Source organism: Psychrobacillus sp. NPDC096623, assembly GCF_044762655.1.
GTDB lineage: Bacteria > Bacillota > Bacilli > Bacillales_A > Planococcaceae > Psychrobacillus.
The window spans coordinates 387,326-411,739 of sequence record NZ_JBIWER010000003.1; the positions used below are offsets into that span (position 1 = coordinate 387,326).

Annotated in this window: 25 protein-coding genes; 6 read left to right on the forward strand and 19 right to left on the reverse strand. The window is 36.5% G+C overall.

Features of this window, described 5'->3' with window-relative positions; genetic code table 11:
* Window positions 1-930: a DHH family phosphoesterase gene (locus tag ACIQX2_RS11390; protein ID WP_402850178.1), complete on the reverse strand. Its 930-nt coding sequence runs from the start codon at window positions 928-930 to the stop codon at window positions 1-3.
* 94 nt (window positions 931-1,024) lie between these two features.
* On the opposite strand from ACIQX2_RS11390, the gene ACIQX2_RS11395 reads away from it, so the two are divergent.
* A complete protein-coding gene (locus ACIQX2_RS11395) occupies window positions 1,025-1,330 on the forward strand; it encodes a YtpI family protein (protein ID WP_402850181.1) in 306 nt (101 codons plus the stop codon).
* A 260-nt stretch (window positions 1,331-1,590) separates the two neighbouring features.
* On the opposite strand, the gene ACIQX2_RS11400 is transcribed toward ACIQX2_RS11395, so the two are convergent.
* Together ACIQX2_RS11400 and ACIQX2_RS11405 are read right to left on the reverse strand one after the other, a co-directional pair.
* Entirely contained in the window at window positions 1,591-2,898 is a 1,308-nt protein-coding gene (locus ACIQX2_RS11400; protein WP_402850184.1) for a DRTGG domain-containing protein, read from the reverse strand.
* A gap of 55 nt (window positions 2,899-2,953) precedes the next feature.
* Window positions 2,954-3,643, reverse strand: a complete 690-nt coding sequence (locus tag ACIQX2_RS11405; protein WP_402850187.1) for a metal-dependent hydrolase — start codon at window positions 3,641-3,643, stop codon at window positions 2,954-2,956.
* Window positions 3,644-3,758: 115 nt separating this feature from the next.
* Between ACIQX2_RS11405 and ACIQX2_RS11410 the strand changes: the two genes are divergently transcribed.
* The gene (locus ACIQX2_RS11410) at window positions 3,759-4,853 is read left to right on the forward strand and encodes a M24 family metallopeptidase (protein WP_402850189.1); all 1,095 of its coding nucleotides are present in this window, start codon (window positions 3,759-3,761) and stop codon (window positions 4,851-4,853) included.
* A 43-nt stretch (window positions 4,854-4,896) separates the two neighbouring features.
* On the opposite strand, the gene ACIQX2_RS11415 is transcribed toward ACIQX2_RS11410, so the two are convergent.
* From ACIQX2_RS11415 to ald, 3 genes are all read right to left on the reverse strand, one after another.
* Window positions 4,897-5,235, reverse strand: coding sequence for a fluoride efflux transporter FluC (locus ACIQX2_RS11415; RefSeq protein ID WP_402850192.1), 339 nt, complete (start codon window positions 5,233-5,235; stop codon window positions 4,897-4,899).
* The gene (gene crcB / locus ACIQX2_RS11420; RefSeq protein WP_402850195.1) at window positions 5,232-5,588 is read right to left on the reverse strand and encodes a fluoride efflux transporter CrcB; all 357 of its coding nucleotides are present in this window, start codon (window positions 5,586-5,588) and stop codon (window positions 5,232-5,234) included. Before crcB ends, ACIQX2_RS11415 begins: the two co-directional genes overlap by 4 nt.
* A 67-nt stretch (window positions 5,589-5,655) precedes the next feature.
* Window positions 5,656-6,771 (reverse strand): alanine dehydrogenase, encoded by a 1,116-nt coding sequence (ald, locus tag ACIQX2_RS11425; protein ID WP_402850197.1) that lies wholly within the window; start codon window positions 6,769-6,771, stop codon window positions 5,656-5,658.
* A 226-nt stretch (window positions 6,772-6,997) separates the two neighbouring features.
* Here ald and ACIQX2_RS11430 point away from each other — a divergent pair, with 226 nt between their 5' ends.
* On the forward strand, window positions 6,998-7,453 hold the full coding sequence (locus ACIQX2_RS11430) for a universal stress protein (protein WP_402850199.1): 456 nt from the start codon (window positions 6,998-7,000) through the stop codon (window positions 7,451-7,453).
* Window positions 7,454-7,529: 76 nt separating this feature from the next.
* On the opposite strand, the gene ACIQX2_RS11435 is transcribed toward ACIQX2_RS11430, so the two are convergent.
* The 7 genes from ACIQX2_RS11435 to sppA all read right to left on the reverse strand — a co-directional run bounded on the left by ACIQX2_RS11435 (window position 7,530) and on the right by sppA (window position 14,568).
* A complete protein-coding gene (locus ACIQX2_RS11435; protein ID WP_402850202.1) occupies window positions 7,530-7,856 on the reverse strand; it encodes a hypothetical protein in 327 nt (108 codons plus the stop codon).
* Between the two features lie 207 nt (window positions 7,857-8,063).
* Entirely contained in the window at window positions 8,064-9,821 is a 1,758-nt protein-coding gene (locus ACIQX2_RS11440) for an extracellular catalytic domain type 1 short-chain-length polyhydroxyalkanoate depolymerase (protein WP_402850205.1), read from the reverse strand.
* Window positions 9,822-10,032: 211 nt separating this feature from the next.
* A complete protein-coding gene (locus ACIQX2_RS11445; RefSeq protein WP_402850208.1) occupies window positions 10,033-11,223 on the reverse strand; it encodes an acetate/propionate family kinase in 1,191 nt (396 codons plus the stop codon).
* A gap of 62 nt (window positions 11,224-11,285) precedes the next feature.
* Complete coding sequence (locus ACIQX2_RS11450) at window positions 11,286-12,215, reverse strand: class I SAM-dependent methyltransferase (RefSeq protein ID WP_402850210.1); 930 nt, start codon at window positions 12,213-12,215, stop codon at window positions 11,286-11,288.
* Window positions 12,216-12,421: 206 nt separating this feature from the next.
* Window positions 12,422-12,928, reverse strand: coding sequence for a thiol peroxidase (gene tpx / locus ACIQX2_RS11455; protein ID WP_402850213.1), 507 nt, complete (start codon window positions 12,926-12,928; stop codon window positions 12,422-12,424).
* 35 nt (window positions 12,929-12,963) lie between these two features.
* Window positions 12,964-13,542, reverse strand: coding sequence for an RDD family protein (locus tag ACIQX2_RS11460; protein WP_402850216.1), 579 nt, complete (start codon window positions 13,540-13,542; stop codon window positions 12,964-12,966).
* Between the two features lie 12 nt (window positions 13,543-13,554).
* Entirely contained in the window at window positions 13,555-14,568 is a 1,014-nt protein-coding gene (gene sppA, locus ACIQX2_RS11465) for a signal peptide peptidase SppA (RefSeq protein ID WP_402850218.1), read from the reverse strand.
* A 104-nt stretch (window positions 14,569-14,672) separates the two neighbouring features.
* Here sppA and ACIQX2_RS11470 point away from each other — a divergent pair, with 104 nt between their 5' ends.
* The gene (locus ACIQX2_RS11470; RefSeq protein ID WP_402850221.1) at window positions 14,673-15,473 is read left to right on the forward strand and encodes an NAD kinase; all 801 of its coding nucleotides are present in this window, start codon (window positions 14,673-14,675) and stop codon (window positions 15,471-15,473) included.
* A 287-nt stretch (window positions 15,474-15,760) separates the two neighbouring features.
* Here the strand turns inward: ACIQX2_RS11470 and rarD are convergent, their stop codons facing one another.
* The 6 genes from rarD to ezrA form a co-directional block, all read right to left on the reverse strand.
* The gene (gene rarD, locus ACIQX2_RS11475) at window positions 15,761-16,669 is read right to left on the reverse strand and encodes an EamA family transporter RarD (RefSeq protein WP_402850224.1); all 909 of its coding nucleotides are present in this window, start codon (window positions 16,667-16,669) and stop codon (window positions 15,761-15,763) included.
* A gap of 130 nt (window positions 16,670-16,799) precedes the next feature.
* The gene (mbcS, locus tag ACIQX2_RS11480; protein WP_402850227.1) at window positions 16,800-18,377 is read right to left on the reverse strand and encodes an acyl-CoA synthetase MbcS; all 1,578 of its coding nucleotides are present in this window, start codon (window positions 18,375-18,377) and stop codon (window positions 16,800-16,802) included.
* 180 nt (window positions 18,378-18,557) lie between these two features.
* The gene (locus tag ACIQX2_RS11485) at window positions 18,558-18,761 is read right to left on the reverse strand and encodes an alpha/beta-type small acid-soluble spore protein (protein ID WP_402850230.1); all 204 of its coding nucleotides are present in this window, start codon (window positions 18,759-18,761) and stop codon (window positions 18,558-18,560) included.
* Between the two features lie 82 nt (window positions 18,762-18,843).
* Window positions 18,844-20,046, reverse strand: a complete 1,203-nt coding sequence (gene thiI, locus ACIQX2_RS11490) for a tRNA uracil 4-sulfurtransferase ThiI (protein ID WP_402850233.1) — start codon at window positions 20,044-20,046, stop codon at window positions 18,844-18,846.
* Between the two features lie 6 nt (window positions 20,047-20,052).
* On the reverse strand, window positions 20,053-21,186 hold the full coding sequence (locus ACIQX2_RS11495; RefSeq protein ID WP_402850236.1) for a cysteine desulfurase family protein: 1,134 nt from the start codon (window positions 21,184-21,186) through the stop codon (window positions 20,053-20,055).
* A gap of 75 nt (window positions 21,187-21,261) precedes the next feature.
* On the reverse strand, window positions 21,262-22,962 hold the full coding sequence (ezrA, locus tag ACIQX2_RS11500) for a septation ring formation regulator EzrA (RefSeq protein ID WP_402850238.1): 1,701 nt from the start codon (window positions 22,960-22,962) through the stop codon (window positions 21,262-21,264).
* Window positions 22,963-23,113: 151 nt separating this feature from the next.
* Here ezrA and hisJ point away from each other — a divergent pair, with 151 nt between their 5' ends.
* Complete coding sequence (gene hisJ / locus ACIQX2_RS11505) at window positions 23,114-23,911, forward strand: histidinol-phosphatase HisJ (protein WP_402850241.1); 798 nt, start codon at window positions 23,114-23,116, stop codon at window positions 23,909-23,911.
* A gap of 16 nt (window positions 23,912-23,927) precedes the next feature.
* On the forward strand, window positions 23,928-24,407 hold the full coding sequence (locus ACIQX2_RS11510; protein WP_402850243.1) for a GAF domain-containing protein: 480 nt from the start codon (window positions 23,928-23,930) through the stop codon (window positions 24,405-24,407).
* Window positions 24,408-24,414: the final 7 nt, after the last annotated feature.

The following is a 24,414-nucleotide window of genomic DNA, read 5'->3' on the forward strand; positions in this document are numbered from 1 at the left end:
TTACAACATTTTTAAATCTTCAATAACTAAATCTGCTTCTTCCCATGTCTTTACAGCAGCTCCTGAAGCAAGAGGATGTCCTCCACCCCCATACTTTTTAGCTATACCATTAATAACAGGTCCTTTTGAACGTAGACGAACTCGAATTTCAGAGGAATCTTCTATAAAGAATACCCAGCATCTCATCCCCTTCACATCCGCTAACGCACTTACTAAGAGAGATGCTTCTGATTGATCTACTTGATAGTTATCAAGAATTTCTTTCGTAAGCTTCACATGACCTACACCAGTTTCATCCATTTCAAAATTTGCATATACATAACCTTTTAACTGAAGGAGATTTCTTTCGACTTCATACATTCCGTTAAATAACTTTGTACTATCAAAACCATATGTAAGTAAGTTACCAGCGAAATCCATTGTCTGTTTTGTTGTACTTTGAAACATAAATCTTCCTGTGTCGCCGACAATTCCTGCAAATAATAACCGAGCGATAGAAGCATCCATTTTCCATTGCTTATAGATTTTTGCTTCCTCGAACAGCTCACAAATCATTTCACTTACCGAACTAGCAGCTGTATTTACCCAAAGTAAATCTCCGTAAGCATCATCGTTTGGATGATGATCAATTTTAATAAGATAACTTCCTAGCTTATAGCGTGCATCATCTATTCTTTCCGTATTAGCTGTATCTGTAACAATAATTAGAGCACCTTGAAAGTCCTCATCGGAAACATTGTCGGGATATGCAAGGAAATTTAATGTCTCATCATGTGTGCCAGTTGCTAAAACTTCCTTCGTCGGATAATTTAGTGCAATAAGCTCTTTTAAACCAATTTGTGAACCATATGCATCTGGATCAGGTCTAACATGGCGATGTAAAATTATTTTGTCATATTTTTCGATTGTGTCTATGATTTGTCTTTTCAATGGAAATACCTCACTTGTATGGTTTTACGATTCGCATTTTTTAAAATTTCCCTTTACAATAGATAGAAGGTTAACTTTTTATTGGAGGTTCGTCATGCTTAATATTATTTTAGTAGCTTTAATAGTAATTACGTTTGTTTGGTATTTATATTTTAAAACGAAACAGTTTCGCACACCGTTACCTATTCGCAAAAAATGGTTTGGTGCAAAGGCTTCTGTATGCCTAGGTGCTTTTTTGTTGTTTTTCGGTATTAACTTTATAATCATTTATCAATCTTCCGTAACCTATGTTGTCGCGGGTCTGTTTATACTACTCGGAGGATATTTTACATATCATAATGTTAAAGTAGCGAAGCATTACGGTCAATTCGTGGAAGAGGAACTATCTATAAATCAATGATGCAGCTAAACTAGCTGCATCATTTTTTTGTCCGAAGACTAAATCAATTTCATAAAAGTATTTTAAATAGTGTAATTCGAAAGTTAGGACAATGTCTTTACTGCGGGGCTTTCAGCTCGCGCTATTCCCGTGGGAGTCGCCGCCTGCCACTCTAATCACTAATATCCACTTTGTATAGTTATTTAAGTACTACTTATTCAGTATCTGCCCAACTCGGACATTACTGCTCATGCTCAAAATTGGTCAATCTTCCACTAATCTTATCGCTCTAATAGTTGATATGTTACCATTGCTTTTCCGACTAGTAGCTTGTCGTTATACACTTCAATATCCATCTTTGCTACTCTTCTACTTAGCTCCAATACTCTCGCTTGAATGCGTAGAATACTTTCCAATTGAATTGGCTTTGTATAGTAGATCGTCATATTCTCCACGACACTTTCACCGCGTTTACGAATCTTCAACGTTTGTGCTCCTGTTTCGGTTACTAATATCGTAAAAGCTCCATTAGACATTGCACCGTAATGATCCGTCATTTGTGGTGTAACAACGAATTCAAATAGAAAGTCTTCTGTAGAAATGATTTTTATTTGTTGCTTTACAATATCATCGATCGTTTCACCGTTTTGTGGTTGCCTAGCAGCAGCTTGAAGGGCTTTTAATACATCCTGCCTACTAATGACTCCCTCTAAATAATTTGTATCACGAACTACTGGCAATAAATCTACACCTTCCCAGATCATTCGATGACTTGCAGAGGATACGCTTGTTTTCATCGTGACAGAAATCGGGTTTTTTGTCATCACTTTCTCGATTGTTTCATTGTTCGATTTACCGATGACATCTCTAGCAGTAACAATCCCCACCAATTTCTTAGATCCATCTACAACTGGGAATACACCATGTGTGGTCGCATCATTCAGCACTCGGTATTGTTTGACCTTATCAGTTGCAAGCAAATATGACGTCTCTTCAAGTGGGATATAAATATCCTCGATTAACAAAACATCTTTTTTGATGAGTTGGTCGTCAATTGCTCGGTTGATCATCGTAGCTACCGTAAATGTATCAAAACTTGTGGATATAACAGGTAACTCCAGCTCATCTGCTAATTTTTTGGTGGAGTCTGTTACATCAAAGCCACCTGTTACTAATACAGCCGCTCCTGCTTTTAAAGCTGTTTCATGTACTTTTAATCGATTTCCCGCTATTAACAGATTGCTCGGTTCAACATAACGCATCATGTCCTCGAGCTGCATGGCACCGATGACAAATTTGTTTAATGTTTTATGCAATCCAGTTTTTCCACCTAATACTTGTCCATCGACAATATTTACTACTTCAGCGTAAGTTAAACGCTCAAAATGCTCTTTTATCTTTAACTCGATACGAATCGTTCCAACTCGCTCAATTGTACTAACTAGTCTTCTGTTTTCTGCCTCTTTTATCGCGCGGTAGGCTGTCCCCTCGCTGACAGTTAAGTCCTTTGCAATTTGTCTAACAGATATTTTATCACCGACTGGAAGTTTTTCAATATATGCTAAAATTTGTTCGTGTTTTGTTGTCATGTAGTCACATCCAAACGATTATTATACGTTTATTGTACCACATCTACCTCCATTGCTAGTCACGTTTCAATTGAACAAGATCCCCGGCATTTAACACTTGAACTTCAGCACTATCCACTAGATTTTTAAATTTTTGTGGATCCTGTTTGATCGGCGGGAACGTATTATAGTGAATAGGCACCACAATTTGGGGTTTTAAAAGTTGGACAGCGTAAGCCGCATCTTCTGGTCCCATTGTGAAATTATCCCCAATTGGTAGGAATGCAACATCAATATCATTTCGTTCTCCTATTAGTTTCATATCTCCAAACAAAGCTGTATCTCCGGCATGATAGATTGTTTTATCTTCTATTGTTAGAAGAACTCCTGCTGGCATACCACCGTAAATTGTTTCTCCATCCTCTGTTGTATATGAGCTGCTATGGAAAGCTTGCGTGAATTTTACTCTCCCGAACTCAAAATCGTAAGCTCCCCCTAAACCCATTGCATGTACGTTAATTCCTAATGATTCAACATACTCGGCAAGTTCGAAAATCGCAATTACTGTAGCGTTATTTCTTTTTGCTAGGTCTACTGTATCCCCAAAATGATCATTATGACCATGTGTCAACAAAATAAAGTCTGCTTTCTCTTCAGACGCAATTAAATCGGTTTGTCCATTTCCAGTAATAAATGGATCAATTAAAATCGTATGTGAATTTGATTTAATTTTAACTACTGAATGACCGTGATAGCTGATTTGCATAATATAATCTCTCCCTTTAGTGAATATTTATTGCTCCTTATTATTCATTCAACGTAGATGCTAGAAATCCTTTATTCTGATATGCTAATAGTATTAAATATAAAAGGGGTGCCCTATGAATCAAACCGAAAAAATCCAATCATATCTTCAAGCGCAGCAAATTGATGCCGCATTTATTACTACTCCAGATAACGTTTTCTATTTTACTGGATTTAGAAGTAATCCACACGAGCGCCTTTTAGGTGTAGCAATTTTTAAGGATTCCGCACCATTTATCATTTGTCCTAAAATGGAAATACCAGATGCAAAAGCCGCAGGATGGAACGGAGAAATAATTGGTCATCAGGACACAGAAAATGCATGGGATATCCTCGTTCAGAAGATAAATGCAACAGTGGGTAAAATTCAAAGCATTGCTGTTGAGAAATCCCATCTTACAGTGGAAAGATTAGAGGCACTAGAGGAACGAATTTCCTCTCTTCAAGTATCTAGGATCGATGAAAAAATCAATGACCTTCGTGTTATAAAATCGGAAGCAGAATTAGTTAATATGCGTAAGGCAGCCGAGCTTGCAGACTATGCCATCGAGGTAGGTTGCAAGGAAATTGCAGAAGGGAAAACAGAGCTTGAAATTTTAAATACTATTGAATTAGCCGTAAAAGAAAAAGGCGCTGCTCAGATGTCCTTCGATACAATGGTGTTAAGCGGACCCAAAACAGCTTCTCCGCATGGCACTCCTGGAGATCGTAAAATTCAAAGAGGGGACTTCGTACTATTCGATTTAGGCGTTGTTTATAATGGCTATTGCTCGGATATTACTCGTACAGTAGCATTTGGGGAACCTACTCCAGAAAAACGTGAAATATACGAAACAGTTCGCCGAGCAGAGGAAGCAGCGGTTGAAGCAGTTAAACCAGGGATTACTGCTATGACACTAGATAAAATTGCAAGAGATGTCATTACGGAAGCTGGTTACGGTGATTATTTCACTCATCGTCTCGGACATGGACTTGGAATTTCAGTTCATGAATTTCCATCGATAACTGGTGTGAACGATATGAAACTTGAAAAAGGTATGGTATTTACAATCGAGCCAGGTATCTATCACCCCGAAATTACAGGCGTTCGTATAGAGGACGATGTAGTGGTTACAGAAAATGGTGTAGAAGTGTTAACGAAATTCCCAAAAGAATTACAAATTTTATCATAGATTCTAGAAAGCACTGCTAGTAATTGGCAGTGCTTTCACACTCTTAAATGAAGTATCCGATAAACGCCAAAACAAATCCTCCTATATAGGTGGCAAGAAAATAAAGTAACCAGGCTTTGGGGTGCTTTTGTAAAGTAAATAGTTCTTTATTCAATGTAGAGAAAGTTGTTATGGAACCTAGCAACCCTGTTCCAAGTATAAGCATATAAATTTCGCTTGCATGTCCGCCGACTAACAAACCTAGTAAAAATGCTCCAATAAGATTTACTGAAAGAGTACCATATGGAAAAGCATCACTTGTACTGTTATTTAGCCTTTTGGAAAAAATATAGCGAATATTTGCACCTATAAACCCTGCAATCCCTACTAAGATGATACTCATTTAGCCACCTCATTTTTCCAACCAATATTACTCATTATAATTCCACCTACAATGCTAAGCATAATATAAATTATTGCAAATCCAATTTGTCCATTGTCTATCATAGTTATCGTTTCTACGCTAAATGCTGAAAAAGTTGTAAAAGATCCTAGAAAACCAGTACCTATAGCAGACTTCAGTTTATTAGAAAACGGTAGCGTTCTGGATGTTATAAAAGCCAATGCATAGCATCCCACCAGGTTGACCAGTAAAGTAGCAAACGGAAATTCTGAGTCAGCTAATATAAAAACACCTACTAAATACCTTGCAATTGCTCCTATTGCTCCTGCTATTCCTATATACATATATAGCATTTATATCACCCCATTAATTAGTAATCACCCAAAGCATTAGCTGCCTTGAGTGATTATTTTTAAGCTATTAGTTTAAAAGCGTTGCAACATCCACATAAGGAAGAACTTGTGCTTCTGCGACAGCTTTAAAGGTAACATGTCCAGCTAAAGTATTAATCCCTTTTTGAAGAGAAGGATTATCTAAACACGCTTGTTTGTAGCCTTTATTGGCAATTTGTAATGCATATGGAATTGTTGCATTTATAAGGGCCATAGTAGAAGTTCTTGGTACTGCACCAGGCATATTAGCAACAGCATAATGTACTACCCCATGCTTTTCGTACGTAGGGTTATCGTGTGTTGTGATACGATCAGAAGTTTCAAAAATACCACCTTGGTCGATTGCAATGTCAATAACAACAGATCCAGGAGACATTGTTTTAATCATTTCTTCTGTTACTAGTTTCGGAGCTTTTGCACCTGGTATTAAAACACAACCTATTACTAAGTCAGCTTCTTTCACTGCTTCAGCAATATTATACGGGCTAGAAATCAATGTTTGGATGCTCGCTCCAAAGATATCCTCTAATTGGCGTAGACGATCTGGATTTAAATCGATGATTGTTACTTGTGCTCCCATACCAATTGCAACACGAGCGGCACTAGCACCAGCAATACCTCCGCCAATAATTGCTACTTTCGCACGTGGAACTCCAGGAACTCCCCCAAGTAATATTCCTTTTCCTCCATTAATTTGCTCTAAATACTGTGCACCTATTTGAGTGGACATACGGCCAGCAACTTCACTCATTGGAGACAATAAAGGTAATGTATTATTCGGCAATTGAACTGTTTCGTAAGCAATTGCTGTCACTTTTTTTTCTAGTAAAACTTTTGTTAAATCTGCTTCAGGTGCTAAATGTAAATAAGTGAAAAGAATCGACTCTTCGCGAATTAAATAATATTCTTCATGAGTAGGTTCCTTTACTTTCATAACCATTTCTTGATCCCAAGCTTCTGCAGCTGTAGATACAATCGTTGCTCCTGCAGCGATGTAGTCTTCATCGGTAAAGCTTGAGCCAAGTCCAGCACCAGTTTCAATAAAAACCTCATGTTTATGATGCTTTAAGCTTACTACCCCAGCAGGCGTCATTGCAACGCGATTTTCATTGTTTTTTGTTTCCTTTGGAATCCCAATACGCATTTCTTGCATCCTCCTATGTAAACCATGTTGGTGTGAAAATGACACAATATTTGAATGCATCATTTCATACAAATCTATCTTATCATTTATATATTTAAAATACTTCAACTATTTAATTTTCGGTTGAAAACGTTCACAAATAAGACTAAATAAAAATGAATGATAAGAAGGAATATGTCTAAAAATCTCGAATAATATATATATAACAAATAAGGAGGTTTTTAAAATGACATTAAGATACAATCAAATTCTAGTGGCTGTCGATGGTTCAAAAGAAGCCGAATATGCATTTAAAAAATCTGTATCTATTGCAGCACGTAACAATGCAACTTTAAACCTTATCAATATTATCGATACTCGTTCATTTGCTGCAATTGAGGCGTATGATCGTTCAATTGCAGAAAGAGCACAAACTTTTGCAGAAGATTTACTAGGTGGATATAAAAAAGAAGCTCTTGCTGCTGGGGTACAAAACGTGAATGTCGTAGTAGACTATGGTTCACCAAAATCAATGATATCTAAAGACATCGCTAAAAAGGTTGAAGCAGATTTAATCATCTGTGGCGCGACTGGTTTGAATGCAATGGAACGATTCTTAATCGGTAGCGTATCCGAATATATCGTACGCTCGGCTTCTTGCGATGTATTAGTAGTTCGCACTGACGAACCACTAGAACCATAATTTAATAGAATAATATAAAATGGTTGATCGTGATACTTCCCACGACCAACCATTTTTGGGTTAAAAGCTGGAAAACTTAAACTCTTGCAATCATAGTTTTTCTTGAAAAGATAAAGATCCCCATAACCAAACAGAACATACTTATACTCCAGGCTACTCCTGCAAACCCTATCTGTAGTGATATTTCCTCTGAGGCCATTGGATGATTATAATCGAAGGAAATAGCATTATAGCAAAAATATACGGCAACCGTAAAAAATATAAAGTACAATAAGATCCATGCAAATCCAGTTATCGAATGTTTATTTTTTATTGCCAAAAATAATGTAAATATAATTGCAATTATCATAACAATTATGAATCCTACAATTAACATTCCTTTTACTTCTTGCTCAAGTGGCATTAGCACCCTCCTTAGTTAATCTACAAATCCATTCAAGCTTTCTATTCTACAAAATCTCGCAAAACTCCTGCCTTTTCTTAAACTAAAAGGGCATAGAGTATTTTCTCTACACCCTCTTTTAATATTATTTATTAATTTGTTCCACTTACATTTAAAAGAGAACTAATAATCTACGAAAGTTAATACCTCCTTTTTTTACTAAATATCTTAATTGCTATTAATGATAAGTGTTGGTGCATAATCGACAGTTTCACCTCCATAAAATTCTATGAAATTAGAGTTGATCCCTGCCGTAGTTTCAGCCTTTAATCGGAATTGTGTAATACCGTTCAAGTTGATCTGAGCCAGACTATTGACTGGTATAGTAATATCCAAATATTCACCTTCAACAGGTGAGAAGCTACTCATATCAGATTGAGTGGCTGAATTGGCGTAATCTGTTTGTTCAATTGTAGAACTCGTTCCGAATACTCCATTTTTCATGTCTAACCGGAGTAATGAAATCGTTCCTTGTTTCGTTTTAAGGTATAGACGAATTTTAGCTGATTCTATAGGTTCTGTTATTGTACTTGTATCGAAGGATAAAATACCTCTATACGTATCCGTATTAAACATTCCTTTATCCCCAACCTTAATGGTCGCATTACTTTTTCCATCTGCAGTATACTTTCCTACAAACCCATCTTCATTGCCGTTGGATGATATGGTTGTTTCATCTATAGGAGTATCTCCTGTATTAATAAAATACGTTTCTTTTTTGACTGATTCGGTGTTGCCCTCATTATCACGACTAAAGAATTTTAAAGTTGTGTCTTCAGTTATTGTAAGTGCTTTCGAATATATTGTTGAGTTAATAGTTGGTTCAGATCCATCGGTTGTATAGTAGGTCGTCCCTGTTTTATTAGAATTAAGCTCAACACTTACGGAATCATAGTAAGTTCCTCCAGCTGGAGTTGCAGTTGTCATAGGTATGACCGCAGGGGGTTCTACTTCAGATTGAAAAAATTCCCACATCATTCGACTTGCAACAGGACCTTGAGGATCTGTATAGCTTCCTTTTGAACTTCCTCCAGACCATGCATGCCCCATATTTAGGACATTTATCTTTTTCATCCAAACTTTTTCATCCTGTGCTTTATAGTCATATACCGTATAGCTTTTTCCAGATGGTACCTGTAAATTCTGCGTGTTATCCGCTTTGTCGTCCAGCCATCCTTCGGTTCCAGTCGCAGCTAGGCTATTTGTTACTGCCCATTGGGAAATGACTTGATCCCCATTTACTTTATTAACGGTGTAGTCAGAAGTTCCATGAAAGACAATAACCTTCAATGGTTTAGCCTTACTTCCCATTGCGTTATAGGCATCTCTACCTCTTTGAATTGGATTTGCTCCACCACTAGACATCGCTGTAAAAGCTTCTGTCATACTAGTTGCTGCCTTATATTCTAAACCTGCTCCAACTCCTATACCTGAAAAAACATCTGGATACGTTGCGCCCATAATGACACTCATTGCAGCCCCAGCAGAGAGACCAGCAATATATACTTGATCATTCCGGACAGAATAATTTGTTTTTATGGATTGCACTATGCCAGCAATCACACTTGGTTCACCACTTCCACGAGATTGATGACTTGTTTCAAACCAATTCCAACATTTATTTGAGTTTGAACTGGAGTTTTGTTCTGGGTAAAGCACCAGAAATTCTTTTTCCTCTGAAAGCGCATTCATTTTTGTTCCTGTCGAAAACTGAGTAGCATCTTGTGTACAACCATGTAACATCACATATAGTGGATAACTCTTACTAGAGTCATAGTGACTAGGCACATACAACTTATACGTCTTTCCACCATAGGAACCTGAGATAAAGCCTCCTGATGCCTTTGTCATAGAAGGCACACTAACCATAGAACCAATTAGCAAAAGACAGATAACAAAGAACCAAATTCTTTTATGTCGTAACAATAAAACAACCCCTTCCATTTGATTTAACCAATGGTAGGGGATTGGAGTTACAAATTAGTTACAAAATACTCTAATTTCAAGATAAATATTCCTATTTTTATAGAATCTTAGCTCTGTAAAAACAATAGTTCTTTCCTAATTAGTTCCAAATTAGAGCTTGACCATGGATTTCTCCAAAAGTAATCGTTCATTCAAACTCCCTACAAGACTCTTAAAGCTTCGCAATTCTCACCGTGTCTCTAGCAATCATAATCTCTTCATTTGTCGGGATAACGATCACTTTTACTGGAGAATGAGGATAATTGATAAAAGTTTCTTTTCCATTTATTTTGTTTAAGTCTGGATCCATATACACTCCCATAAACTGAAGACCTTTTAATACTTTTTCACGTATGACTTCACTGTTCTCGCCTATTCCAGCCGTGAAAATAATAGCATCTACTCCATTCATCCGTGCGGCATAGGAACCAATATATTTATGTATACGATTGGCGAATACATCTAGCGCCAGCTGTCCCCGTTCATTACCTTTGGCAGCTTCTCCAACTATATCTCGTAAATCACTAGAAAATCCAGAAACACCAAGCATTCCCGATTTCTTGTTTAAAATATCTAAAACCTCTTCCGCATTTTTACCTGTTTTCTCCATCAAGTAAGGAATTAATGCAGGGTCAATATTTCCTGATCTTGTACCCATTGTCACACCTGCTAGAGGTGTAAATCCCATTGAAGTGTCAATCGACTTACCGTGATGAATAGCAGCAATACTTGCACCATTGCCCAGATGACAGGAAATAAAGCGAGTTGTTTCCAATGGTCTATTTAATAGAACAGCAGCCCGCTCGGATACATACTTATGTGATGTCCCATGAAAACCATATTTCCGAATACCATACTTTTCATAGTAATTGTACGGAATAGAGTAAAGATAAGAACTTTCAGGCATTGTTTGGTGAAAAGCTGTATCAAATACAGCCACTGCTGGGACGTTCGGAAGCTCCTTTTTAAATACTTTAATACCTGTGATATTCGCTGGATTATGAAGTGGTGCTAATTCTGATAATTGTTCTAAAGTATCCAATACTTCTTTCGTTATTACAACAGAATCACTATAAATCTCCCCACCATGAACTACACGATGTCCAATTCCGTTTATATCATCTAATGAATGAATCACATTCTTTTCTATTAGCATATTTATCAAAAGTTTTACAGCTTGTTCGTGATTGTCCACCTGTTCAATAATATTAATACGTTCCTCATTTGTCGTCATTGTAAAAGTAGGATTGCCTAGACCAATTCTTTCAATTATCCCCTTAGCAATTACCTGTTCGTCTACCATTTCAAAAACTTGGAATTTTAATGAAGAGCTTCCTGCATTTATCGCTAATATTATGGACATAAAAAACGCTCCTTCTTTGAACTAGTACTTTAATTGTACCGTTCATAGTAGGAGCTAGCAACTTACTTACTGTTCTCGTCTTGCCAAATTTCGACCTTTTTCAAAAATAATTCCATTGCTTCTTTGTTCATCATATTTGGAACCTTTGCTAATAGTACCTCTCTCGGTGCTTTTAAATCACTGCTTTTCTTTTGTAATATTAAAAGGCTTTTTTCTTGTCCCTTTGTTTTGAAAATAGAATTTGGAAATTGGATAACCGCTTGAATCCAACCATTTTCTTTGATAAATTCATGAAGCTTCGATGCCTGTTTCGATTCAAAAATAGTGTCTGGTACTAAAAAGAATAGATAGCCACCTTGTTTTACATGCTTCATAGATTGCTCTATAAACAAATGATGGGCATAGGACATTTCCTCCGTGCTATGCAAGAAGTATTCCTGTGCTGTTTCTGCATCTGGATAATATCCAACCGGTAAATCACTCACTACGATGTCCACTGGATCGATAAGTAATGGTTTTAATGCGTCCTGTCTAAAAAGTTGAATATCATGTGTCAATAATTCACCAGTCTGCGCTGCCAGCTGAATCAATAAATCATCTATTTCAACACCAAAAGCATAATTTTCGCTCGGCAAAGCATTCATAACCGTATACAATAAATTCCCCGTTCCAAGTGCAGGGTCCAAAATCGATAGTTCTTTTTTACTTTTTGTCATTTCATTCACAAAATAACTTACTAATAGTCCAATTGCGTCAGGAGTCATTTGATGATTTACCTGCGCGGATTTCTTCATACCTTTTAATATAGCTAATTGAATGGCTTTACGGATTTCTTCCTTACCTGCATCGTTTACAGAAGGTCTCTTTTTATCAGATAACCAAAGTTCAAGTGCGTATACGACACCTTCTAAATAAGTACCCGAAGCTTCATTTTCGATATAACTGCTCTCCTGATCAATATACGTGAAAATTTGTTCAACATGTGTATGCATAATATCCCTCATAGTAAAACCCACTCTAAAGCTGCAGAGTGGGCTTGATTTTATTTTAGATAAAAACGTATATACTTTTTACTCATTATTTGTCTAGCTCCAGCGCCTAGCCCTTCGAGTCGCTTCAGATTTGAAAATAAAGGCAAAATGCGCCTTTTTGCAATTCTTCCAGCGCTTTTAGAGCTGACATTGGCACTTGCGCTTTCTTAGTTTGTTAGTGCTTTTACCGCTTCTAATGCTTTTTCATAGTTTGGATGATCTGTACCTTCTCCAACATATTCAGCATAAGTTACCACACCGTTTTTATCTATTACAAATACAGAACGTGCTAACAAGCGTAATTCTTGCATAAGTACTCCGTATGCTTCTCCGAAGGATGCATCACGGTGGTCAGATAACGTTTGGATTGCATCAGCAGCATTAGCTCCACACCAACGTTTTTGCGCGAAAGGTAAATCCATTGAAACAGTTAAAATTGTTACATCTTCACCTAGACTAGCAGCCTCAGAGTTAAATTTGTTAGTTTGTGTAGAACAAACTCCAGTATCAAGAGAAGGAACTACACTGATTAAACGAATTTTACCAGCTGAATCTTGTAGAGTCACAGGTGATAAATCATTTGCTAGCACTGAAAAGTCAGGTGCCTTTTCTCCAACTACCACTTCTTTACCAACTAATGTTACAGGATTATTTTTAAATGTTACTTGCGCCATAATATGTAGCCTCCTTTTTCAATACCTTCATCTTACTAGAATACGTTCGGCTCTTGCAACTCTTTTGCAGCTGAGCTTTCATATTTTACTTTCTCACTTAAGTCATACACTGCTTCATGAACGACTAAAGTATCAGCGATAAAGTCATGTACACCTTGCTTCTTCGGAGTAAACGCTACGACTATATATGGAATATTCAGTGGAATTACACATATTAACCGACCAATCCACTCTCTAAAAATGACATTACTCCATTTAAGCTTTTCACCATCTTTTGATATTACACGAATTCCAAATATCATTTTTCCTACTGTCTGGTTACAGAACTTTGTCATCAACACAAAATACGCATAGAAGATAACGGCTGTAATTATAGTAAAGGGTGCGTACCAGACCGGATTATTTAACTCCAACGAAAACAAGCGAAATATAGGTTTGATCAATAACATTCCAATAGAAGCCAAAATGAGAATATCTACTGTGTATGCCCAAAAACGAATCCAAAAGCCAGCAGCCTTCTGACCATATTGCGCAGTTCGATGAACAATAACTTGCTGGGTTGCAGAGGTGTTCGCTTGCACATGCTGCTCTTCTGGTTGTACAAATTCACTCATCTTAAACCCTCCTTATTCATTCCCATATAGGTACATCATTCTTGGTGAGCTATTTTCCGTGATTAACTGTGCTATAAGTTTCGATTCGAGATCTAAACCTAAGAAAGATTGTGCTTTCACCGCAAACAGCGAAGCAAAGCTTTGAGAGTAACCATATTCAAATACTTCTGCTTTCTCTAATTTATTATCCGTTTTTATCGCTTGAACTACATCTTCCAAAAATCCATAATCATCCGCTAATCCAGCTTCAATTGCTTGACGACCATTTAAAATTCGACCGTCTGCAACTTTTTTAACTTCTGCTTCTGTCATATTTCTACCTTTTTCAATAATATCGACGAAGTCTTCATACGAGTCGTTTAACATTTCTTGAAGCATCGCTCGTTCTGGCTCTGTCATTTCTCTCGTTGGACTCATGATGTCTTTATACGGTCCAGACTTGATTGTTACAAATTCCACGCCATATTTTTCTGCTAACTTACCATAGTTAATACTTTGCATGATGACACCAATGGATCCTGTAATCGTCTCTTTATTGACGAATATTTTATCGGCTGGTGCGGAAATATAGTAACCACCTGAAGCAGCCATACTTCCCATAGAGACATATATTGGTTTTTCAGTTTCTTCTTGAATTTCAATGATTTCTTTATAAATTTGTGCCGATTCGACAACCCCGCCACCAGGTGAATTTACTTGTAATACAATTGCTTTTACCGTGTCATCAATCTTTGCTTGCTCTAATTGCTGTAGGAAAAACTGGTGGTTATAGCCTTCCGCTGCAAACAAGGAACTTGCACTTCCCGTATCTTGGATGACACCATCCACTGTAAGTAAAGCGATACGTTCATTCATACTTCCCTCTTCAATTACGGTTTCAAAAAATTCTGAGCTAGAAGCGTTCGCAAAATCATCTAAATACGATGTCCAATCTGTTGTAAATGCAGTTGAGATCGTATTGACGAAAATAGAAATAAGCAATAATAAAGACGCTCCTAAAATAGCAAACCAGCGTTTCATATTCATATGTACAATTCCTCCTTTAATACTTCTCTTTACATACGTAAAGAATATCTAAATGTTTCACGAAATGGTAAAATAAATATATACAATAGAAAAGGAGAATGTTTATGACCTCCAAAAACGCAATATATTTATACACTAAGAATGACACAAAATCTTTGCAAAGAAAAGACAGAATCGCTGAAGCAATAAATAATCATGGTTTTATGGTTGTAGAGGACCCTGAATATGCTTCTATTATTGTCAGCATCGGTTCAGATGGCTCTTTTTTACAAGCAGTACGTAAAACTGGTTTTAGACAGGATTGTTTGTATGCGGGTATTTCTACGACCGATTCTTTGAGTATGTACTGTGATTTTTTAGCGGATGATATAGAAGCGATGGCGGAAGCAGTTCTTTCCAAGAACATTCAGGTTCGCAAATACCCTTTGTTAGAAGTTTCGATAAATAACAATCCCAAATTTCTTTGTTTAAATGAATTTACAATACGCTCCAACATTATTAAAGCTTTTGTACTAGATATCATTATTGATCATAAGCATTTTGAGTCCTTTCGTGGAGACGGTATGGTCATTTCTACACCAACAGGAAGCTCAGGTTATAACAAGTCCTTAAATGGGGCTGTTGTCGACCCACTATTACCTTGCATTCAAGTTGCGGAAATTGCTTCCGTTAATAGTAATGACTATAGAACTTTAGGATCTTCCTTTATATTAAGTGGTCAAAGAACACTAGAACTTCGCCTACATAAGGATTGGAATGATTATCCTTCGATGAGCACGGATAATGAAGCACTTAGTATTCAACATGTAGAAAATGTAACCATTTGCCTAAGTGATAAAATCATCAAAACTGTTAAATTAAAAAATAATAGCTATTGGGATAAAGTGAAAAGGACATTTTTATAAATCAAAATGAGTCTTAGACAATGTTTTCTATTAGTCTTCTACTCCGGTTGTTTTCCGTTACGGCGGACGCTTTCCGGGGGCACGGCTCGAGCCTGTAGTCTCTCACTCGTGCTGTTCCCCCAGGAGACGCCGCCTTCACTTCAAACAACTAAAATACAAAGGTTCTATAAATAATGTTCTCCAATCAGTTTTTGACTATACTTTCCTAAAATAAAGAAAAAAACGTGAAATCAAGTGACCGATTTCACGTTTTTAAATGGAAAGACCCGTTATGCCCTTGCCTCATTTTATCTATCTAGTGCATGTGCTTTTCTAACTTCCATAACTTTAGAAACTGTAAACAATATTAAGGCAAGCCAAATACATGAAAATGATAAAAACTCTATTTTGCTAAATGCCTCATCATATAATAAGACCCCAACTAGCAGCATTAAAGTAGGTGCAATGTATTGAAAAAACCCTGACATATATAGCGGCATTGTTTTCGTTCCCTTAGCAAATAATATTAAAGGAACAGCTGTTGCAACACCTGTGAATATAAGTAGGATTACGGTTATCGCATTGGACGTAAAAAATACTGCTTTGTCTGCAAACAATAAATAGACAAAATAGAAGAGAGCAACAGGTAATACAAAAAAGGTTTCTATTGTTAATCCTCTAACTGCATCAATTTTAATACTTTTCTTGATCAATCCATACAATGCAAATGTAATGGCAAGCGTAAATGCGATCCAAGGAAATTCACCGTAAGAAACAGTTAATATAATTACTCCTACAGCAGCAAGTAGAACAGAAAGCTGTTGAGCCCTTGATAATCTTTCTTTCAAAAATACGATTCCGAGCATTATGGATATTAATGGATTTATATAATATCCTAAGCTTGTCTGAACGATATAACCTGCATTAACTGCAAATATGTATGTAAACCAATTTCCTGTTACTAGATAGGAAGCTACGAAAAGTCCCCAAAAAGATTTCTGGTTTGCCCATAAATCCTTTAGATCTATTTTCAGCTGTTTCAAATTCCTTCCGACAATTACAAGCATCAGTGTAAATATAAAAGACCAAATTACCCTACCTGCAAGTATTTCATCACTTGAAACATGCTCTAATAACTTCCAGTAGATGGGCATGAATCCCCATAAAATGTATGCTATTATAACAAATATGATTCCTTGTTTTTCTTCCGTTCCCACTAATGACACCTCTTTACTTTGTGACTCGAAATATTAAATAATTATATTGCTTTAAATCACTAAAGTAAACAGTAAAACACGGAGAGCGAATTTATCTCCGTGTTTGACAAGTAAGTTAACCGCACAAATCTTACTTTTTACTATTCTCTTTTAATCGTAAATCTATTCTTCTAATTTTCCCAGATGTTGTTTTAGGTAATTCGGAGATAAATTCGATTTCCCTTGGATATTTATAAGGTGCCGTCACTTGTTTTACATGGTTTTGTAATTCTTTTATTAAATCCTCAGAACCTACTATAGATGCATCACGTAATACAACAAATGCTTTAACAATGCTCCCTCTTTCAGGATGTGGTGCTCCAACTACAGCGCATTCTTGCACTGCTGGATGTTTCGTCAATGCATCTTCTACTTCAAATGGTCCAATTGTGTAGCCTGAGCTAATAATTATATCGTCTCCCCGACCTTCAAACCAGAAATAGCCATCCTCATCTTTTTTCGCACGATCACCTGTAATATAATAGCTCCCTCTAAATTGCATAGAAGTTCTTTCAGGATCCTTTAAGTATTCTTTAAATAACGCTGGTGTTTCTACATGAACAGCTATATCTCCAACTTCACCAGGAGCACAAATTTGACCTAAGTCATTGATTATGTCCACAGTATTTCCTGGAGTAGGTTTCCCCATTGATCCAGGTCTTGCTTCCATGCCCTTCATTGTTCCAACAAGTAACGTATTTTCTGTTTGACCGTAGCCATCTCGTACTTCTAAACCAAATATTTCTTCGAATTTTTCAATTACTTCTCTGTTTAACGGTTCCCCAGCTGAAACAGCACTATGAAGAGAAGATAAATTATAGTCGCTTAACGTATCAACTTTCGCCATAATTCTGTACTCGGTTGGTGTACAACATAAAACGTTCACTTTTTTCTCGTGAATATTTTTTAAGTAAGTTTTTGGATCAAACTTCCCGTTATATACATAGCCAGTAGCGCCACTACCAAGAGTAGCTAAGAAAGGGCTCCATATCCATTTTTGCCAGCCAGGACTTGCGGTTGCCCAAACAACATCTCCCTCTTGAATTGCCAGCCAGTTCGGCCCAGAAGTGCGTAAATGTGCAAAAGCCCAACCATGTGTATGGACAACCCCTTTTGGATTTCCAGTCGTTCCACTAGTATAGGATAGAAAGGCCATGTCATCCTTTAATGTATCAACTGTTTGAAATTCCTCCGACTCTGCTTGTATTTCCTCTGTCAACGAAATCCAATTGTCTTTCTGATTGCCGATCACAAATAAAAGTTGTTCATCTAAATTAGAAACTTCTTCAAATTGATCAAGAAATGGTTCGTAAGCGATTATTGCTTTTGCATCACTATGAGACAAACGATATTCTATATCTTTTGCTCGCAGCATTTCAGAACTTGGTATAACAACAAGGCCAGCCTTTAATGCAGCTATATATATTTCATACGCTTCGATTAAACGAGGTACCATTATTAATACTACGTCTCCTTTTTGGAGACCTTTACGTGTGAACAGATTGGCAATTTTATTTGCTCTTTGGATTAAATTTTTGTATGTACTTTTTTTCTGCTCCCCATCTTCAGATTCCCATATCAACGCTAATTTATCTTTATCAGTAGCATATTTTTCAAATTCCGTTACGAGGTTATAATGTTCTGGGGCAATTAAATCTTGTTTATTCATTAAATTTCCTCCTTTTTACTTTCTTATTATAAAGGAAAATTATCTCTTTTAGTAAATTAAATTTCCAAACTTTCAGACATTATATTAGTATATTATATACTTCTCCAATCAAAAAGAACAGATCTTCCTGCATATCATCAAAAAAACCGGCAGCATAGGCTACCGGTTTCTTTTCTTTACTTATTTTTGGTATCCGTTCATTTGTTGTTGGGCTTGGGCAACTAATCGCTTCGTAATTTCTCCGCCTACGGATCCGTTGGCACGCGATGATGCTTCCCCACCAAGTTGTACTCCAAACTCTTGTGCAATCTCATATTTCATTTGATCTAGAGCTTGTCTTACACCAGGTACTAGAAGTTGATTTGAGTTGTTATTGTTTGACATGTTCCTCACCTCCTTGTGAAATTAGATTGTACATTTTCATCTAATTCATACACAGAGGAGAAAAGGTATTTTATGTCAGTTATTAAAGGAGATTCGAAAAATCATTCGACTTTTTCATTGGAAATGAAAGAACTTCTCTATTTTGCACTGCTTCTGTTATTAATTCATCAAAATCCTTAAAGCTCTCGTAATATTCTACTTTTTCGAGCTTCGGTTTAGTCTTTGGACAGGAAGGTGTAAAAATAGTACAACAGTCTTCATAAGGTAATATGGAAGTGTCGTACGTTCCAATTTCCCGGGCAATATCAATAATATCTAACTTATCCATTGAAATTAGTGGTCTGAAAATTGGTGTAGATGTAACTGCATTAATCGCCGTTAAGCTTTCTAACGTTTGGCTCGCAACCTGGCCTAAACTCTCTCCTGTTACTATTCCTAAAGCTCCTATTTCCTCACGAACAAGATCGGCAATTTTCATCATTAAACGTCTAGTAGTAGTCATCGATACATTTTCAGGAATTTGAGCTTGTATACTTTGTTGAATATCTGTAAAAGGTATTACATGAAGTCTTACTGTTGCCCCAAAATGGCTTAGCTGATTGGCAAGATCCATCACTTTTTCTTTCGATCGCTCACTTGTAAATGGTGGGCTATGAAAATGTATTGCGTCAAGACGAACACCACGTTTTAAAAGCATATATCCAGCCACAGGGCTATCAATTCCACCTGACAACATCAATAAAGAACGACCATTTGAACCTAGAGGCATACCTCCTGCTCCAGGAATTACTTGCGCCATCATATATACGGCATCATTCAACACTTCAATTCGTAAATCTATTTCTGGTTTTTTCATTTGAACTTTTAAGGTAGGATATTGTCTTAATACATTACTAGCTACCACGCTTTGTAGCTCATATGTGTCCAATGGGAAAAACTTATCAGAACGTTTTACAGTAACACGAAACGTTTTATCCTGGCTATCAAGGCTATCCATAATTTGAAGTGCAGTTGCTTGAATATCATCTAATTCTTTTGAACAGGAAGCTACAGGACTAAATGATTGGATACCAAATATTTTAGGCAACCGTTCTATTAACGCATGAATTTCCGAGTCATCAGATGATGTTAAAAACATGCGATCTCTTTCAGCTTGAATTTTAATATTAGGTAAATCGACAAAAGAAAACCTAATATTATTTCGTAAATGTGATATAAATTGCTTTCTATTTCTTCCTTTAGTGGATAATTCACCATATCGTACTAATATTTTTTCCCATTTCATACTTTTTTAATCTCCTTTAATAACATTCATGACACGCTTGAATACTTTTTTAAATTGCTCTATCTCTTGTCGGGTGTTAATAGTACTAAAGCTAATTCGCAATACGCCTTTTATATAATCGTCAGAAATATGCATAGCCTTTAGCACATGACTAGTTTTCGTTTGTCTTGAGGAGCAGGCACTACTAGTGGAAACAATTATACCTTGTTGCTGCAATGCATTGATTAGCACTTCTCCTTTAATTTTTCGCACCGAAAATGAAATTATATGTGGGGCTTTCTTAGCTGGAGATACAACTTTTATGTTTGGAAAAGACTGTAAATAATCTAATAAATCATCTGACAGCCTTTGTAAATTTACGATTTTTTCATCTAAATCTTCCAAAGCAAGTCTCATTGCTTTCGCTGTTGAAACGGCCAAAGGTACAGAGGTTGTACCACTGCGAATACCTGATTCCTGCCCTCCACCGTATAATATCGGTTCTATTTCGATGAATTTTTTTAATGCAAGTAACCCGGAGCCTTTTAAGCCATGTATTTTATGAGAAGAGATTGTTATAGCATCAACTTCAAGTTGCTTAAAATCAACTGGCATTTTCCCGAAACTTTGAACGGCATCCATATGAAGAAGCGCTCTGCTTTGTTCTCTGACAATTTTAGAAAGTTCTTCTATTGGTTGTATTGCGCCTGTTTCGTTATTTACATGCATAACACTGACTACTACAGTATCATCGCGAAGAAGTTTTTTCACGGACTCTAACAAAATGATTCCTTCCGTGTCTACAGGAATCCACTCTACTTCAAATCCTTGATCAATTAATTTTTTAGCGGTTTCTATAATAGAAGGATGCTCAATTTCGGATATTAATACATGCTTCCCTCGATGCTTATATTTTAAAGCTAGCCCAAAGATTGCTAAGTTGTTGGACTCTGTTCCACCTGATGTAAAATATACTTTATCACTCGAGGTTTTCAGGATACTTGCAATTTGTTCTCTAGCAGATTGTAACAATTCATTGGTCTGATGTCCAAATGTATGAATGGAAGCTGGATTAGCCCAAAATTTTTCATTGACGGTTACAAAAGTATTAAGCACCTCTGGATGTACTTTTGTCGTCGCACTATTATCAAAATAGATCATTTTCCATATCGCTCCTTTTCGGAAAAAAACCACCGTCACTAGAGTGAGGTGGTTCACGTTTGTATACAAATAAGTTTATGTACGCCAAGCGTCTTCTTTCACTAATGCATCAATTTTCTTTAGAGCTCCCGGCTCTACCTCTTCCACTGCTGTCGCTGCATCCTCTAATGCCTTCGCATAACGCAATTGTCTAAATGCTTCCTCGGCTTCTAGTAGACGAGCATGAACTTGTGGGTGACTTGCACGGTAGCGATTGCCGTACTGAATAATTTTTTCTGTGAGTAACACATTCTCAAGCATTTCTTTCGCTCTCTTATGTACTTCCTCCATACATGCCTCGGCTTTTTCTAAATAGTTATCTACTAGTGACATATTTAAAGGTACTTCCTGTAGGCTTTGCATAGCTACATAAATATGCTCCTCGGCTTCTTCTAAACGAACGTCCATATCCTCTGGAATTCCAGGAATATTGGCTTTTTGTAACATGCGATCTGTTTCATGTAACATATCTTTTAGCTCATCTAGTTTTTCCCGTGCACTATTTTCATCGATTCGAAGGTTTTTCAGGCGATTTGCAAATCGATCCTGTTCTTCGTAAAGCCGATCTATCTCTTCAGCAATTTCATTTAACTCATCCTGCAGGCTTGAATATGCAGATTGTTCTTCCTCTACTCTGCTAGAAAGCAATTCAAACTTTTTCTCTAAATCCTCTAGCTCTTTTAAGCAGCTTTGTGGAATTTCGGCTTCTTTTTCTGGAAGACGATAGCTCTGTTGTACATATGAAGCTTCCTCACTAACAGCACGAGTAACAGATGTCACTTCACGTAAACGTGTACCAGTCTGTTCTTTATATTGGTCCACATATTTTTTAGCAAGCACTTCTTTTTCCAATAAATCATAGAAAGTATCTAACTCATCTTTTAACTCTTCCACTCTAATAATTGTTTTACCAACGTTTAGGTCAATAATAGCTTGTTTTAGTTCCACAAGCTCTGCTTCCATGGAATCTAATTTTTGATTCATTTCGAGATGCTGTAAATAATAAGAGCTCTCTTCCATCTCTTTTTGCCCATTTCGCAATTCATGAATTATAGCTGGGATTTTATGTTGAATTTCGGATAAAACTGTAGGTATATCATGCAATTTAGGGAAAAATTTTTGGCCATCATCCTGAACAGTGATTACCAGTTCACGAGCACTCAAATAATTTCCTGAATCTGTTAATCGATCAAATTCCTCAAACTGTGGGATGAAGGATTCTAACTTTTGCTCCAACGCCTTCACTGCTTCGCCAAAAGAATGCTGATGGGCAAGAAGAGTTTTTCTTGCTGCACGATGCTGTTCCTTTATTTGCTCCATCTCGATACGGTTTTTTTCTTCGCTACCGATTAGTTCCTCAAGCTCTGTTAAAATTCCTGACATTTTCTTGTCACAAAGAGAAATTAAAATTTGAATTTCCTTTTCTATTTTCGTCGCTTTTGGAAAAATAAATCGGTCAACACTTTCTTCCACATCAAATAAAAGGACATCGATTTTCGGCATATGCACATCCATTACCTCAGTCCATGTATTTCTCCATCTTTCAAACATTTCCTCTGTTTGACCGTTCATATTCAGCTGTTTCACTTTTGTCATTTCTTCTAAAATTGGTTTGTTTTGAATTTGATGTTTCTCATGTTCTAATCTCTCTATTTCTGCGTTATGTTTTCGTCGTATGATAAATGCAAAAATTGCAATTACTAAAAGTATAATGACTGCTGGGATGATATACTTCATCGTAAGCCCCCTGTTCCAAATTCAAAAAGTTCTATTTCCAATGCTACTCTATATCTTACCATGCTTTTTATGTTATTGTTTCATAAAACAAGAGAAAAGCAATTAATTCTTAAAAAATCTTATATTTATATAATTTGGAGGCTGATATTAATTGAAAAAGGATGGACATATCCACTCACCTTATTGTCCACATGGGACTGAAGATTCCTTTCATTTGTATATTGAACAGGCCATACAAAGTGGTTTTCAAGCAATTACGTTTACAGAACATGCCCCCCTGCCTTTAGGTTTTATAGATCCAACACCTAATAAGGACAGTGGAATGAGCATAAATCAATTAGAATCTTATATTTTCGAGTTACAAAAGTTGAAAAAAGAATATAACAAAGATATTGTTATTTCAACAGGTTTAGAAATCGATTTCATATCTGGGTTTGAACAAAATACGATTACTTTCTTAAATACATATGGAAAATACTTAGATGATTCAATTTTATCAGTTCATTTCTTAAAACACGAAAATGATTATACGTGCATTGACTTCTCAAAATCTACATTTTTGACATTCATCAATCGACTTGGAAACCCAATGTCTGTTTATAAATTGTATTATAAAACACTGCTAGATTCAATAACGAGTAATCTTGGTATTTTTAAACCGAAAAGAATTGGTCATATAACATTAGTGCACAAATTTCAGCACTCCTTTACCGAGGAAGTGCAAGATCATGAAGACATAGTAGCTATTTTGAATGAAATCAAACACCAGCAGCTAGAGCTTGACGTAAATAGTGCGGGATTAGCTAAGCCTTATTGTTTAGAAAGTTATCCTCCGCCAACTTATATAAAGCTAGCGAAGGAACTCGAGATTCCACTTGTATTTGGGTCTGATGCACATCAAGCAAAAGATCTACATCAGTTTTACAATGAAATAAGTACTTTACTATAGAATGGAGACAATAATTATGTTCACAAAATCAGCATACTCAGAAGATTTAACAGCTAATTACAATATGCTTTCCAAACAACTAGATGCTCTTTTAACTGGAGAGACAAATACTATTGCAAATTTAAGTAATGCTTCCGCATTATTAAATCAATTTTTCGATCAGATTAATTGGGTTGGGTTTTATGTAATGGAAGATGGAGAACTAGTTTTAGGTCCATTCCAAGGTTTACCTGCATGTGTAAGAATTCCGTTAAGTAGAGGTGTGTGCGGAGCAGCTGCTTCAAAACGAGAAACAGTTATTGTACCAGATGTACACGCTTATCCAGGACATATCGCATGTGATGCAGCATCACAATCCGAAATTGTTGTTCCAATCATTAAAGACGGTGAACTTGTAGGTGTTTTGGATATCGATAGTCCTATTAAGGATCGATTCTCTGAGCAGGACGCAGAAGGCTTGCAGCAATTTATTGATGTATTAGTGAAGCATATTTAATAAGTCT

Bases quoted from the DNA above. Each gene is read 5' to 3' on its own strand.
- ACIQX2_RS11395 (WP_402850181.1), top strand. From the start codon at position 1,025: ATGCTTAATATTATTTTAGTAGCTTTAATAGTAATTACGTTTGTTTGG.
- ACIQX2_RS11400 (WP_402850184.1), bottom strand. From the start codon at position 2,898: ATGACAACAAAACACGAACAAATTTTAGCATATATTGAAAAACTTCCA.
- ACIQX2_RS11405 (WP_402850187.1), bottom strand. From the start codon at position 3,643: ATGCAAATCAGCTATCACGGTCATTCAGTAGTTAAAATTAAATCAAAT.
- ACIQX2_RS11410 (WP_402850189.1), top strand. From the start codon at position 3,759: ATGAATCAAACCGAAAAAATCCAATCATATCTTCAAGCGCAGCAAATT.
- ACIQX2_RS11415 (WP_402850192.1), bottom strand. From the start codon at position 5,235: ATGAGTATCATCTTAGTAGGGATTGCAGGGTTTATAGGTGCAAATATT.
- crcB (WP_402850195.1), bottom strand. From the start codon at position 5,588: ATGCTATATATGTATATAGGAATAGCAGGAGCAATAGGAGCAATTGCA.
- ald (WP_402850197.1), bottom strand. From the start codon at position 6,771: ATGCGTATTGGGATTCCAAAGGAAACAAAAAACAATGAAAATCGCGTT.
- ACIQX2_RS11430 (WP_402850199.1), top strand. From the start codon at position 6,998: ATGACATTAAGATACAATCAAATTCTAGTGGCTGTCGATGGTTCAAAA.
- ACIQX2_RS11435 (WP_402850202.1), bottom strand. From the start codon at position 7,856: ATGCCACTTGAGCAAGAAGTAAAAGGAATGTTAATTGTAGGATTCATA.
- ACIQX2_RS11445 (WP_402850208.1), bottom strand. From the start codon at position 11,223: ATGTCCATAATATTAGCGATAAATGCAGGAAGCTCTTCATTAAAATTC.
- ACIQX2_RS11450 (WP_402850210.1), bottom strand. From the start codon at position 12,215: ATGCATACACATGTTGAACAAATTTTCACGTATATTGATCAGGAGAGC.
- tpx (WP_402850213.1), bottom strand. From the start codon at position 12,928: ATGGCGCAAGTAACATTTAAAAATAATCCTGTAACATTAGTTGGTAAA.
- ACIQX2_RS11460 (WP_402850216.1), bottom strand. From the start codon at position 13,542: ATGAGTGAATTTGTACAACCAGAAGAGCAGCATGTGCAAGCGAACACC.
- sppA (WP_402850218.1), bottom strand. From the start codon at position 14,568: ATGAATATGAAACGCTGGTTTGCTATTTTAGGAGCGTCTTTATTATTG.
- ACIQX2_RS11470 (WP_402850221.1), top strand. From the start codon at position 14,673: ATGACCTCCAAAAACGCAATATATTTATACACTAAGAATGACACAAAA.
- mbcS (WP_402850227.1), bottom strand. From the start codon at position 18,377: ATGAATAAACAAGATTTAATTGCCCCAGAACATTATAACCTCGTAACG.
- ACIQX2_RS11485 (WP_402850230.1), bottom strand. From the start codon at position 18,761: ATGTCAAACAATAACAACTCAAATCAACTTCTAGTACCTGGTGTAAGA.
- thiI (WP_402850233.1), bottom strand. From the start codon at position 20,046: ATGAAATGGGAAAAAATATTAGTACGATATGGTGAATTATCCACTAAA.
- ACIQX2_RS11495 (WP_402850236.1), bottom strand. From the start codon at position 21,186: ATGATCTATTTTGATAATAGTGCGACGACAAAAGTACATCCAGAGGTG.
- ezrA (WP_402850238.1), bottom strand. From the start codon at position 22,962: ATGAAGTATATCATCCCAGCAGTCATTATACTTTTAGTAATTGCAATT.
- ACIQX2_RS11510 (WP_402850243.1), top strand. From the start codon at position 23,928: ATGTTCACAAAATCAGCATACTCAGAAGATTTAACAGCTAATTACAAT.